The organism is Arcobacter ellisii (assembly GCF_003544915.1).
GTDB classification, from domain to species: domain Bacteria; phylum Campylobacterota; class Campylobacteria; order Campylobacterales; family Arcobacteraceae; genus Aliarcobacter; species Aliarcobacter ellisii.
Genome location: NZ_CP032097.1, coordinates 1,151,254 through 1,164,434, shown reverse-complemented (window position 1 = coordinate 1,164,434; position 13,181 = coordinate 1,151,254). Strand labels below are relative to the sequence as shown.

Here is a 13,181-nt window from a genome sequence, read left to right as displayed (position 1 = left end):
TAAATTTAAGCCTCACCACTTTTAAAGAATTTAAAAGACAACTAATGATATTATTCACATTAATTCGCATTAGTTTGCTTTATACATAGTAATTATTGCAATAATTCGCTTAGTTAAAACTTAATTCTTGCATTATTTTACAAATAATTAGCAAATTTTATAAAATAAGCAAAAAAAGGTTATAAAATGCAAAATGAAGCAATATTTTTAATAGAAAAACTATTAAATTATTACAATTTAACAAGTTTGCAAAAACTTGCAGAAAAATTAAACATTAAACAAAGTTCATTATCAAGTTGGAAGTCTCGTAATTCTGTAAATGCTATCAAAAAGAAATGTCGTGAATTGGGTATTTATGATGAAATATTTGTAATAAATGATTTTACATCTTCTCCTGAGTACAATTATGATTATGATTATGATTTAGAATCTCCACCTAGTATATATGATGAGGCACAAAAAAAATTAGTAAAACAAATTACAAAAAGAAGAACCATTGAAGAAATTTTAAAAATGGATGAAACAATTGTTATAAGTTTTGTGCAAGTTTATAAAAAACTTGAAGAAGAAAATAATTTAATAAAATTATATGAAGCCCTTGGTAAATTAAAATATAATTCATAGTTTTTAAATTTGACAATAACACACATTGTGTGTTATACTTTCTCTAATAAATAAAGGATTTAAAATGACTGCAACTACTAATAAAGTTAGAACAAATGTTTACCTTGATGCAACTACAAAAGAGAAAGCTCAAGAAATATTTAAACAATATGGTTTAGGATTAAGTGAAGCTTTTAATATATTTTTAACTCAATCTGTTTTACAAAGAGGAATTCCTTTTGAAATTAAAATTCCAAATGATGAAACACTTGAAGCTATAAAAGATGCAAGAGCAAATAAAAATATGACAAAAGTTAGATTAGAGGATTTAAAAAAGGATTTAGGTGCTTGATTTATCCGTTCATAAAATCTTTACAAAAGATTTAAATAAAGCTCAACTAAATCCAACAAATAGTGCAAAACTATTTTTTTATATTTCAATGCTATTAAATAATGAAGAATTACCAAGTGAAGCAAGAGATCATTATTTAACAGGTGAATGGAAAGATACAAAAGAGTTTCATATAAGTGGTGATTTACTTGTAATTTATATGATAAATGACAATACATTACAACTTCTTAGAATTGGAACACATTCTCAACTTTTTAGATAATATAAAATAATAACGGTATTTATAACGGTACTATTTTATAAACTATCCTTTAAATAGGCTTATTACTACACTTTTTAGACTCCGACTAGCGGTACCATATTAATTATTATTCGAATATTTTTACTATTTCTTTTAAACTTTTTTCAAGTTCATCCTTAGATAAACCATTTTCTAAAGCTTTCTCTTTTACATTTCCTTCAGAGATTTTTTTAATTTCTCCATTTGTAAATAATTTATAAACAAAGTATTTATTCTGTTTTGTATCTCTTTGACCAAGTGTGCTTATAAAAGCTCCATCTGAATCATTTATTAAAGGGATTTTAGACTCTTTATACATTTTTTCTAATTCACCATTTACAGCAATTTGTTTTACAATCCAAGGTGTATTTGATATATTTGCAATTAAAACAATATTATTTTTATCAATTTTTTTATATAACTCTTTAAAAACAACTAAAGAATCATGATTTAAAACTACTAAATACTTCTCTTCACCTTCTTTAAATAAATCCTGCATTTTTGTATATGGATTTTTTCCAAGAACATCAAAATATCTTGGAAGTGATTCAATTGTAACATTTTGATTTTCATCAATTTTATTTATATTTTTAGGTGCAGTTAGATAAACCAAAATTCCAAATCCAACTATTCCTAAAATTACTATTTTTATTATATTTTTCATATTTCCTCTCATTACTTTTGTTTTTTAGCCCATCTTGAAAAAAGTCGATAATTTGTAATTTCATCATCTAACTTTTTATTATTAAATATATTTTCAACTAATTGATTTGCTAAATATAAAGATAAAACAAATCCTCTTCCCCCAACACCATTTAAAACAAAAAGATTATCTTTCATTATTAAATTTTCATTTTTTATATGTGTTCCATTTTTTATATGAGGAAATTTTTCTATACTTTTTTTAGAATCTACTAACTTTCCAACCATAGGAAAATAATCAACACTAGAAGCTCTTGCACCAATTTTTACATCAATAACTTCAATATTATTTAATTCTTTAATATCATTTGCTTTTTTTAATAATTTTTGAATATCCGCTTCAATAATCTCTTTTGTTTCTTCATTATGTTCAATTTTATTTATATTTGCTAATTCTAAATTATAACTACTATTTTTCATATCTTTATTAAATCGATTATGAGTAGCTCCAATGGAAACTAAATATCTATTTTCATCAATTTTTTTACTTTTTGATAAAGAACACTCTTTATGATAATTTATATCAATTTTTGAAGAAGTTAAAATATCAATTTTTTGTCCCCAAACAGCTCTTATATCAAAATACTCTTCATCTATCAAAGAGATATTTGCTCCAGTTGTCAAAAAAAGATTTTTTGCTTTTATTTCGTTATTTATAAGCCAAAAATCTTCAATTCTTTCTATTTTTGTAACATTAAAATTAAAAAGTTTATCCACATCTTTTGATAATTTTTTGCAAACTTCATAGGGTTTTACAACACTTCCAATTGGGAAAAAACAACCTTCTTCAAATTTTTCATATTCAAAATCCATAAAAGGAATATAACTTTGAAATTTTTCTTCATCTTCTTGATTTTTTGGAATTCGGCAAGTTCCACAATTTATTAACTCATCACTAAAAAATTCTTTATAATAATTAATTGAAAAATTTAATGACTTTGTAACTAAATCTTTAAATTTATTTGGTTTTCCTAAAAGTGGAGACAAAAATGCTCCAGCAGCACCACTTGCTCCAAATGCTACATCTTCATTTTTATCAATCAATAAAATTGAACTTGAATAATTTTTTAAAAAGTGAACTAAAGAACAACCAGCAATTCCAGCACCTATTACTAAATAATCAAACTCTTTCACTTATCATCCAAAAGTTGGTAGTTTGGTCTAAAATAAGCTCTTCCACCTTTTAAACTAATACATTTGTATTTTGGAAACTTTTTTTTATAATATTCTAATCTCTCTTTTGTTGATTTTCCAGTATCACAATAAAAAACAAATACTGTACCTTCTTCATATAAATCCATCTCATAAGGATTATAAGTTATTGTTTCAATAGTTTCAAGAGGTTTTAATATTGTATCTACAACCACAACTTTAACTCCCTCTTTTTCTAATAGCTTTTTATTTTTGTATAACTCAATTTGAGTCCATTCATCTTTAGAAAACATTTTAATAATTTCCTTTTTGTAAAAACTAATCTTAGTATATTCCCTATTAAATAAAAGTAATTCTTATTGTATTTTAGATAAAATAACCAACAATAAGATAATAGGAAATAATTAATGAAAATATTGGTTACTGATGATTCAAAAATGGCAAGAAAAATGGTTATTAAAACTTTAAAAGATTCTACAAATAAAGAGTTAGAAATCTTTGAAGCTCAAAATGGTCAAGAAGCACTTGATTTATATAAAGAATTATCTCCCAAAATTGTTTTTCTTGATTTGACTATGCCTGTTATGGATGGTTTTACAGCTCTTGAAAAAATTAAAGAATATGATAAAAATGCCAAAGTGGTTATTGTTTCAGCAGATATTCAAAAACTTTCAATGGACAGAGTTTTAGCCCTTGGTGCATTTAATTTTATAAAAAAACCTATTGATATAGTAAAAATGCAACAAATTTTCAAAAAATTAGATGAATTGGAACATGATGGAATCTAAAATAAATTTAACAGAAGATGAAAAAGATTGTCTACAAGAACTTATGAATGTTGCATATGGTAGTGCAACAGCTGCAATTACAGAAATTTTAGATGCCTTTGCAAAATTATCAATCCCAAAAATCCAAATAATAAATGCAAGTGAACTAAAATCATATTTATCAAAAGAGTTAAATCTTGATGAAGAGCATTTAGTTGCACTTCAACAAATAAATGGAACAATCAGTGGCGAAAATATGTTTGTTATTGACAAAAAATCTGCAAAAAATATTGCTTATAAATTTGGTTTAGATGAAGATGAAATCAATGACGAAGAAGTTGCTGACATTGTTTTAGAAATAACAAATATTTTATCATCTTCAACAATTAGTAAATTAGCTGAAGATATAGATACAAATGTATCTTTTTCTGCACCATCTATAAAAACTTTGACATCAATAAATCAATTAAATAATCTATTTATTAGTAAATATGAAAAAGTAATTATTATTTCTACTCAATTAAATTTTGAAGATTTGAATATTCAAGCTGAGCTATTTATTTTTACAACAGATAACTCAATTTTATATATAAAAGAGAAACTAAATAAAATATTGGATGAACTTTGAAATTAGATAATAGTAAATTTGATATTATCTGCAATACTGTAGATAATGGAATTATCCTTATAAATAAAAATTTAGAAGTTCAATTTTGGAATAAATGGCTTGAGATTAGAACAGGTATTAGTGCAAATGAAATAATTAATAAGAATTTGATTGATTTTTATCCAAATATTGATGAAAAAAAATTAACAAGAAAAATTTCTACGGCATTAAAATTAAATTCATCTACATTTTATACTCCTCAAATTAGTAAATATTTAGTAAATATAGAATTAGGAAAAGTTACTGATAAAGTTTTTGATAATATGCAACAAAGTATTACAATAACTCCTTTAGATATAGAAAATGAACTTGTAATTATCTATATTTATGATGTTACAATGCTTTGTGAAATAAACTTTAAATTAAAAGAGATAAAAGAAAAAGTTGAAGAAAAAAATGAAGAATTAAATCTTCTATTTGATACAACTATGGAAGCAATAATTTTATTTAAAGATGATAGAGTTGTTGATTGTAATAAAGTTGCTATTGAATTACTTAACTATTCGTCAAAATATGATTTAATTAATAAAAGTTTTTATGAATTAATTCACAATAAAAGAATCCTAGAAAAAATACATGATAGACCACTTGAAACAACTATTTTAAGAAGTGATGATAGTTCATTTAAAGCTTTAATTAATATAAAAGATACTGTTATTAATTCTCAAATATTTAAAATTGTAACAATAGTTGATATTAGTGAAATTAAAAGAAAAGAGAACCTTTTGGCTGAACAATCAAAACTTGCTGCAATGGGAGAAATGATTGGAAACATTGCACATCAATGGAGACAACCTTTAAATATTATTTCAATTACAGCATCAAGCACTAAACTAAAAAAAGAGATTGGTTTATTAACAGATAAAATTTTATTAGACTCTTTAAAACTAATTTCTGATACAACGGAACATCTATCAAATACAATTGATGTATTTAAAGACTTTTTAAAAGAAGATAAAGAAAAATCTTTATTTAATTTAACCCAAAATATACAAAATAATATTGCTTTAATTGAAACTATTTTAAATGAAAATAAAATTAGAATAGATTTAGATTTAGATGATGAAATCTATTTATTCAATTTTTCAAATGAGTTTAGTCAAGCATTAATCAATATTTTAAACAATGCAAGTGATGCAATTAGTTCTAAGTTAAAACAAAATGAATTAAGATTGATAAAAATCTCGACAAAACAACTTAAAGATATTGTTGAAATTACTATTTTAGACAATGCCGGTGGTATAGAAAAAGATATTATTGAAAAAATATTCGAGCCATATTTTACTACAAAACATAAATTCCAAGGCACTGGTTTAGGACTTTATATGACTCATAAAATTATAAAAATGAGTATGAAAGGGAAAATTACTGTATCTAATAAAGAATTTACATATGAAGATAAAGAGTATATTGGTGCAGAATTTAAAATCACGCTTCCAAGCAATACTTGATTGACATTGACTCAACCTTTTTGATATAATTATATTTTAGAAATTTAATTTATAATAAATATGAATAGGATATAAAATGGCAAAAAGTTTATACGAAACATTAGAAGTAAGTGAAAATGCTAGTGCTGAAGAGATAAAAAAAGCATATAGAAAACTAGCAAGAAAATATCACCCAGATGTAAATAAAGATCCTGGTGCTGAAGAAAAATTTAAAGAGATTAATGCTGCTTACGAAGTTTTAAGTAATGCAGAAAAAAAACAACAATATGACCAATATGGTGATTCTATGTTCGGAGGACAAAACTTCCAAGACTTTGCAAGATCACAAGGCTCAAACGTAGATTTAGATGAAATTTTAAGACAAATGTTTGGTCAATCAGGAGGATTTGGTGGTTCTGGATTCTCAAGAGGTGGATTTGGTGGTTTTGGAGGGTTTAGTGAACCTGACTTAGATACTAATGCACAAATAACTATTCCTTTTGATGTTGCTATTCTTGGAGGAAAACAACATATTAGTTTAAATAATGACTCTTTTGATGTAAAGATTCCAGAAGGAATTGAAGATGGTCAAAAAATTAGAGCAAAAGGAAGAGGAAAATCATATCAAGGTCAAAAAGGCGATTTAATTCTAAAAGTTAATGTTGCACAAAGTCCTGAATATACAAGAGAAGGTGATACTTTAACTAAATATTTTGATTTACCTTTAAAAACTGCATTATTTGGTGGAAAGATTGAAATAAAAACTATACATAAAAATATAACATTAAAAGTTCCACAAAATACAAAACAAAACCAAAAATTTAGAGTAAAAGAGTTAGGGGTTTTGAATAGAAAAATTGGAACTAAAGGTGATTTATATCTAAAAGCAAACATTGTTTTACCAAAAATTGAAGAGTTGGATTCAGAATTAGTAACAATGTTGGAAGCAAAGCTTCCTGAAAAATAGAAAAAGGATTTTTCATGGAGACAAATAGCTATATTGAACCTGTTTATCTGATTTCTGCTGTTGCTGAAATTTTGAATATTCATCCACAAACTTTAAGACAATATGAAAGAGAGGGTTTAATTAAACCTTCAAGAACAAATGGAAAAATAAGACTTTATTCACAAAAAGATATTGACCATATAAAATATGTTCTAACTCTTACAAGAGAACTTGGGGTAAATCTAGCTGGAGTTGATATTATTTTACAATTAAATAGAAAAATTGAAGAGTTAGAAAAAGATATTTACGTTTATAAAAGTAAAATAAAAAGTATAAATTCGCTTTCTGTTGTACCTGATACCAAAGCTTTAGTAGTTCAAAAAACTACTTTTGATATGGTTATTGTTAAGAAATAGCTAGAAATAGCTATTTCTTATGAAAATCTCAATATAAATGCCAATCTATTAGAGACATTAAATTTTTCATAAATATTTTTAGTATGTGCCTTTACTGTACGAATAGAAATATTTAATTTTTCTGATATTACTGAATAAGGAAGCTTTTCTAAAACAAGTAAAGCAACCTCTTTTTCTCTATCTGTTAAAATATTTAATATTTGATCCGCATTTTTTATCTTTTTTGGCAAAGACATATTTGATACTAATGTATTGATAAATTCAGGATATAACCAAATATTCCCATCTTTTACACTATCTATTACATCCTTTAAATGTATGTCATTTATCATCATATTTGCATATGCTTTTATACCCATAGAAATGAAACTCCTACCTTTTTCAAAAGTAGGAACAGGATCTAAAATTATAATTCTCACACCTTCTTGATTTAGATTTTCAATTATTTCTAAATTTGACTCTTTTTCAAAATTAATATTTGAAATAATCATTATATCTTCACTTTTTACTAAAGAGAATTGAGTATTATCAATTATTTTATAATTAAAATTCCTTAGTGAATTATTATATCTATCTATCAAATTTAAGTCATTTCCATAAATATAAATCATTTTCTCACCTCTCTGTAAAAGTGTATTGTTTAGCTCTGAGAATTGGTTTCATAATATAATCAAATACTGTTTTCTTTCCTGTTAGAATATCTACATTTACTACCATTCCAGGAATAATTGGTAGTTTTTGATTACCTTTTTCAAGATGACTATTTTGAGTTTGAATATTGATGTTATAAAAACTCTCTTTTTTTGTTTCATCCATTTCTGTATCAGGACTAATTTTTATAACTCTTCCTTCTAATCCTCCATAAATTGCATAATCATAAGCAGTAAATTTAACTTGAGCTTTTTGGTCATAATGAATAAATGCGATATCAGATGGCTTTATTTTAGTTTGAATTAATAAATTTTCACCAGTTGGTACAAGTTCAACTAAATTATCTCCTGGTTTTATTACTCCACCTATTGTATTAAAAAATACTTTTTGAATAATCCCATCATTTGGAGAATAAACATTTGTTCTAAAAACCTTATCTTTCAAATTATTCATATTTGCATTTATTCGTTCTAACTCTGCACTTGATTCATTTAACTGTTCTTGAGCTGTTTTTTTGAAATTTTCTTTTGATTCAGAAATTTTATTTTTTGTCTCTTCAATTAATGATTCAATTTTAGGAATTGAAATTCTTGCTTCTGCTAATTGCATTGAAATATTATTAGCATCTCTTTTTATTTTTAATAATTCTGCTTGAGATTTTAATTTTTTAGCAACTAATGGCTCAGCAATTCTTAACTCTTGAATAACTAAAGAGTATTCACTACTTAAATAATTTATACTACTTTTTGTAGAGTTCAAATCATTTATTTTTTGTTTAAGTTGTTCTTCTAAACCACTTATCTCTGAATTTAATCTATTTCTATTTAATTCAAATAAATTAATTTCTAATCGTTCATAATGCTTAAACTCTTCAGGTGCATTTTCATCTATGATAAATTCTGTTCCATCAATTTCAGCTTTCAATCTTTATAGACACAAAGGAGAACGTCATGAAAAAGGTATGTATATCAGTTTTCTCATCAATTATTTTAGCTTCGTCTTTATCTGCTGTCGAATTAAATCAGGTATTAGATGATGTGTTGGTTAATAACCCATTAATTCAAGAAAGACTTAACAATTACGAAAAAACAGTTTATGATTTAAAAATTGCTAAATCAGAGTATCAACCTACACTTGATTATGTTGGAAAGTTTGGTTATGAAAAGACTTTAGAACAAGTAGGTGGAGTAAATGATGTTGGTTATCACACATATAGAAACTCTTTAGTTTTAACTCAAAATTTATTTAATGGTTTAAATACAACTTATAGAGTTAAATTTGAAGAAGCAAGAGTTATGGCTGCAGCTTATAATTATGTTGAACAAACAAATGATGTTGCATTTAATTTAATTAGACAATATATAAATGTATTAAAATTCAATGATTTACATGAACTAGAAAAAGAGAATGTACTTCTTACAAGAGATATTTTAGAAAAAACTCAAAATTTAGCTGATGGTGGTTCAGGATTAATTTCAGATGTAAAAAAAGTTGATTCAAGTTTACAATTAGCAGAATTTAATCTTTTAACACAAGAAAATAATTTAATGGATGCACAGTTTAATTTAGCAAAATTAACTGGTAAAAGAATTCCAAAAGAAGAGTTAACAATTCCTTCTTCAAATTTTGATTTACCAAAAACAAAAGAAGAAGCATTAAATCATGCAATAAAATTTAATCCTTCGATGTTAGTTACAAATTACAATATCGAAACAGCAAAAGCTCAATTAGTTCAAAGTAGAAGTAAATTTTCACCAACTGTTGATTTTGAGTTAGCATATAACTATGATAGAAACACAGGTGGAGATGAAGGGCATGAAAGAAATTATTCAGCATTAATTGTTTATAGACAAAATTTATATAATGGACAAGCTGATATCAATGCTGTTAGAAAAAGTAAAATGAATATAAAACAAGAGTATGAAACTCAAAGAGATATAAAAAGACAAATTATTGAAGGTTTAGATTTATCATGGTCTGCTTATACAATGCTTCAAAAACAAATTGTATTTTTAGAGTCTTATCAAAATCAAAGTAAAGCAACTTTAGATTTATATAAAGAAGAGTTTGAAGCTGGAACTAGAACATTGATTGATTTATTAACAGCTCAAGATGATTATATTTCTGCTAGAAATAAATTAATCACAGCAAATTATGATTTAGTATTTGCAAAATATAGAGTTTTAGATGCAATGGGAGAATTAGTAAACTCTTTATATAAAGGTGATGCTGTTAAATACTACAAACCTGTGCTTGCAGATTATCAAAACACAACTGATTATGAATTACAAGATAGAAGTGATTTAGACAAAGATAAAGTTGATGATAGTATGGACTTATGTGATAACACTTCTTTAGGTATGAAAGTTGATATGTTTGGTTGTGCAGTTGAAGAAAAAAAAGTTATTGAACCTGTGAAAACAAATGAAATTTCATCAGAAAAAGAGTTATTACAAAATGAAGTATCAAGTAATGAAGTTATAGCTCCATCAAATGTAGACAAAACTAATTCTTTTAGTAAAGTTGAAAATGGATTTACGATTAATGTAGCTACATTTGCTTCAAAAGATAGTTTTAATAAATTTATATCTGATAGCAAATTAAATAGTGAAAATCTATATACTATAAAATATCTTACAAAAGATTCTAAAAAAGAGTTATACAAAGTAGTTTATGGTGCATTTGATACAGAAAAACAAGCTTATGCAGAGTTAGCTAAATTACCAAATATAGTAAAAATAAACAAACCTTATATTGAAAATGTAAAAAGTGTAAAAGAACAATATCTTTTATAATAACTAGGAGTTAAATGAAAGAATATAACGAAGAAGAGACATTAGATTCTCTTCTAGATGCATTAGTAACATATTCAAAGTTTTATAACAAGGCATATTCAAAAGAGTCATTAGTTCATGATTTGCCTATTGAAAAAGGTAAAGAAAGTCCTGAATTATTCTCCTTAAATAGTTCAAAAGGACTTTTCTCAAGAGCAGCAGCAAATGCTGGATTAAAAACTAAATTTATTAAAAAAGATTTAGATGATATCTCAAATTTACAGTTACCAATTATTTTATTGATGAATAATTCTAATAGTTGTATAGTAGATTCATTTTCAGAAGATAGAAAAAAAGTAAAAATTATTTCTGAATTATCAGGGGATATTGTTGAAGAGTGGTTTGATATAGATGCTATAAAACAAGAGTATTTAGGTTTTGCAATCTTAGTTAAAAAAAGTTTTGACTATGTAGATTCTGATAAAAAAAATCAATCTGATTTTGTAGTTAAACATTGGTTTTGGAGTACATTAAAAATTTCAAGAGGGATTTATATTGATGTGATTTTTGCTTCAATATTAATTAATCTTTTTGTTTTAGCTACACCATTATTTACAATGAGTGTTTATGATAGAGTTATTCCAAATAATGCAATAGAAACATTATGGTTTTTTGCTTTTGGAGTATTATTAGTTTATTTTTTAGATATTTCTTTAAAATTAATTAGAAGTTATTTTTTAGAAATTGCTGCAAAAAAGAGTGACATAATTATGTCCTCAATAATTTTTGAAAAAGTTTTAGGTTTAAAGTTAGAACAAATTCCTAAACCAATTGGTTCTTTTGCTAATAATTTAAAAAATTTTGATGTAATTAGAGGTTTTTTAACAAATGCAACTTTAGTTGCTTTTATAGACCTTCCTTTTTCTGTAATTTTTTTGATTGTTATATATTATCTTGGTGGTGTAATTGTTATTATTCCAATTATTGTTATTTTAATAATTTTAATTATGGCATTAGTTTTAAAAGTTCCAATTCAAAGAAATATTAAAAAAATAAATGAAATTGTTTCAAAAAAGAATGCAATATTAATTGAAGTTTTAAATAATATTGAGACATTAAAAAGTTTAGGTGGTAATAACAATATAAGATGGAATTGGGAAGAGAGTAATGGTAATATTGCTCAAACAGGTCTTTTATCAAGAATGCTATCAGCATTTATTCCATCTTTTACGGCATTATTAATACAACTTAATACAATAGCAATAGTTATTGCTGGAGTTTATTTAATTAAAGATTTTCAATTAACTATGGGAGCATTAATTGCAATTGTTATTTTGTCATCAAGAGCAGTTGCCCCAATGGGACAAGCAGCAGGGCTAATAACTAATTATGAAGATGCTTCAAATTCTTATAGAATTTTGAATGATTTAATGCATAAACCAGAAGAGAGACCAAAAGAGAGTGATTTTGTTTCTAAAAAAAGTTTTCAAGGAAAAATTGAATTTAGAAATGTTACTTTTAAATATCCAAATACAGAAGTAGAAATTTTAAAAAATGTTTCATTTGTAATTAATCCAGGAGAAAGAGTTGCAATTTTAGGAAAAATTGGAACTGGTAAAAGTACTATTTTAAAACTAATTTTAAAACTTTACGAACCAACAAATGGTTCAATTTTAATTGATGATATTGATATTACTCAATTAGATCCTGCTGATATAAGAAGAAATATGAGTTATCTTTCTCAACATGTATCATTATTTAATGGAACATTAAGAGATAATATTACCTTTAGAGCTTCATTTGTTAATGATGAAAAAATGCTTACAGCTGCAAAAATAGCAGGAGTAGATAATTTTGCTAATGCACATCCAAGAGGCTATGATATGGAAGTTGGTGAAAAAGGTGAAGGATTATCCGGTGGACAAATACAATCAGTTGGTATTTCAAGGGCTTGTTTATTTGATTATCCTATTAATCTTTTTGATGAGCCAACAAGTTCTATGGATAAGCAAACAGAAGATAATGTTTTAAGTAACTTAAATAAATTTATGAAAGGTAAAACATTACTTATTGTCACTCAAAAAATGCCAATTCTGCAAATAGTTGATAAAATAATAGTATTAAATAACAATACTATATATTTGTATGGAGATAAAGAAGCTGTGATTAAAGCTCTATCTCAAGGAGAACACATTGAAAAATAGATTCAATTATACAGAAGCTGATTATGAATTTATGAATAGTTTAAATTCAGCTATTTTGGAAAAAAGTCCAAAAAAATTGAAAATTATTCTTTGGGTTTGGATAATAACTGTTTTTTTATTTATTGTATGGGCTTATTTTTCTGAAGTAGATGAGATAGTAAGAGGAGAAGGAAAAGTTATCTCTTTTGATGAAAATAAAAAGCTATGATTACATAAGAATTATTAAAGTAATCTTAT

Annotated in this window: 16 protein-coding genes; 11 read left to right on the top strand and 5 right to left on the bottom strand. The window is 25.1% G+C overall.

Annotation, left to right across the window (positions count from 1 at the left end; translation table 11 throughout):
• Positions 1–186: 186 nt before the first annotated feature.
• The 3 genes from AELL_RS05985 (at position 187) to AELL_RS05975 (ending at position 1,217) form a co-directional block, all read left to right on the top strand.
• A complete protein-coding gene (locus AELL_RS05985; protein WP_118917075.1) occupies positions 187–624 on the top strand; it encodes a helix-turn-helix domain-containing protein in 438 nt (145 codons plus the stop codon).
• A 64-nt stretch (positions 625–688) separates the two neighbouring features.
• A complete protein-coding gene (locus AELL_RS05980) occupies positions 689–955 on the top strand; it encodes a type II toxin-antitoxin system RelB/DinJ family antitoxin (protein WP_118917074.1) in 267 nt (88 codons plus the stop codon).
• Positions 948–1,217, top strand: a complete 270-nt coding sequence (locus AELL_RS05975; RefSeq protein ID WP_118917073.1) for a type II toxin-antitoxin system YafQ family toxin — start codon at positions 948–950, stop codon at positions 1,215–1,217. The genes AELL_RS05980 and AELL_RS05975 overlap by 8 nt, the downstream gene beginning before the upstream one ends.
• 106 nt (positions 1,218–1,323) lie before the next feature.
• Here AELL_RS05975 and AELL_RS05970 read toward each other — a convergent pair whose 3' ends face one another.
• Genes AELL_RS05970 through AELL_RS05960 form a run of 3 tightly spaced genes read right to left on the bottom strand, consistent with a single transcriptional unit; the run spans position 1,324 to position 3,382 of the window.
• A complete protein-coding gene (locus AELL_RS05970; protein ID WP_118917072.1) occupies positions 1,324–1,899 on the bottom strand; it encodes a hypothetical protein in 576 nt (191 codons plus the stop codon).
• Positions 1,900–1,910: 11 nt separating this feature from the next.
• The gene (locus AELL_RS05965; RefSeq protein WP_118917071.1) at positions 1,911–3,071 is read right to left on the bottom strand and encodes an FAD-dependent oxidoreductase; all 1,161 of its coding nucleotides are present in this window, start codon (positions 3,069–3,071) and stop codon (positions 1,911–1,913) included.
• Positions 3,068–3,382 (bottom strand): hypothetical protein, encoded by a 315-nt coding sequence (locus tag AELL_RS05960; protein WP_118917070.1) that lies wholly within the window; start codon positions 3,380–3,382, stop codon positions 3,068–3,070. Before AELL_RS05960 ends, AELL_RS05965 begins: the two co-directional genes overlap by 4 nt.
• Positions 3,383–3,496: 114 nt before the next feature.
• Between AELL_RS05960 and AELL_RS05955 the strand changes: the two genes are divergently transcribed.
• The 5 genes from AELL_RS05955 (at position 3,497) to AELL_RS05935 (ending at position 7,315) form a co-directional block, all read left to right on the top strand.
• On the top strand, positions 3,497–3,877 hold the full coding sequence (locus AELL_RS05955; RefSeq protein ID WP_118917069.1) for a response regulator: 381 nt from the start codon (positions 3,497–3,499) through the stop codon (positions 3,875–3,877).
• Complete coding sequence (locus AELL_RS05950) at positions 3,867–4,484, top strand: chemotaxis protein CheX (protein ID WP_118917068.1); 618 nt, start codon at positions 3,867–3,869, stop codon at positions 4,482–4,484. The genes AELL_RS05955 and AELL_RS05950 overlap by 11 nt, the downstream gene beginning before the upstream one ends.
• On the top strand, positions 4,481–5,974 hold the full coding sequence (locus AELL_RS05945) for a PAS domain-containing sensor histidine kinase (RefSeq protein ID WP_118917067.1): 1,494 nt from the start codon (positions 4,481–4,483) through the stop codon (positions 5,972–5,974). The genes AELL_RS05950 and AELL_RS05945 overlap by 4 nt, the downstream gene beginning before the upstream one ends.
• Before the next feature lie 76 nt (positions 5,975–6,050).
• Complete coding sequence (locus AELL_RS05940; RefSeq protein WP_118917066.1) at positions 6,051–6,920, top strand: DnaJ C-terminal domain-containing protein; 870 nt, start codon at positions 6,051–6,053, stop codon at positions 6,918–6,920.
• A gap of 14 nt (positions 6,921–6,934) precedes the next feature.
• Complete coding sequence (locus AELL_RS05935; protein WP_118917065.1) at positions 6,935–7,315, top strand: heat shock protein transcriptional repressor HspR; 381 nt, start codon at positions 6,935–6,937, stop codon at positions 7,313–7,315.
• 17 nt (positions 7,316–7,332) lie between these two features.
• Here AELL_RS05935 and AELL_RS05930 read toward each other — a convergent pair whose 3' ends face one another.
• Positions 7,333–7,926 (bottom strand): response regulator transcription factor, encoded by a 594-nt coding sequence (locus AELL_RS05930; protein ID WP_118917064.1) that lies wholly within the window; start codon positions 7,924–7,926, stop codon positions 7,333–7,335.
• 4 nt (positions 7,927–7,930) lie between these two features.
• The gene (locus AELL_RS05925; protein WP_118917063.1) at positions 7,931–8,890 is read right to left on the bottom strand and encodes an HlyD family type I secretion periplasmic adaptor subunit; all 960 of its coding nucleotides are present in this window, start codon (positions 8,888–8,890) and stop codon (positions 7,931–7,933) included.
• A gap of 26 nt (positions 8,891–8,916) precedes the next feature.
• Here AELL_RS05925 and AELL_RS05920 point away from each other — a divergent pair, with 26 nt between their 5' ends.
• From AELL_RS05920 to AELL_RS05910, 3 genes are read left to right on the top strand one after another with little or no spacing between them, the layout of a single operon-like run.
• The gene (locus AELL_RS05920; RefSeq protein WP_118917062.1) at positions 8,917–10,761 is read left to right on the top strand and encodes a TolC family outer membrane protein; all 1,845 of its coding nucleotides are present in this window, start codon (positions 8,917–8,919) and stop codon (positions 10,759–10,761) included.
• A 14-nt stretch (positions 10,762–10,775) separates the two neighbouring features.
• Complete coding sequence (locus tag AELL_RS05915; protein ID WP_118917061.1) at positions 10,776–12,944, top strand: type I secretion system permease/ATPase; 2,169 nt, start codon at positions 10,776–10,778, stop codon at positions 12,942–12,944.
• Positions 12,934–13,152 carry a hypothetical protein gene (locus AELL_RS05910; RefSeq protein WP_118917060.1) on the top strand — a complete coding sequence of 73 codons (219 nt, stop codon included), beginning with the start codon at positions 12,934–12,936 and terminating at the stop codon, positions 13,150–13,152. The genes AELL_RS05915 and AELL_RS05910 overlap by 11 nt, the downstream gene beginning before the upstream one ends.
• Positions 13,153–13,181 lie beyond the last annotated feature (29 nt).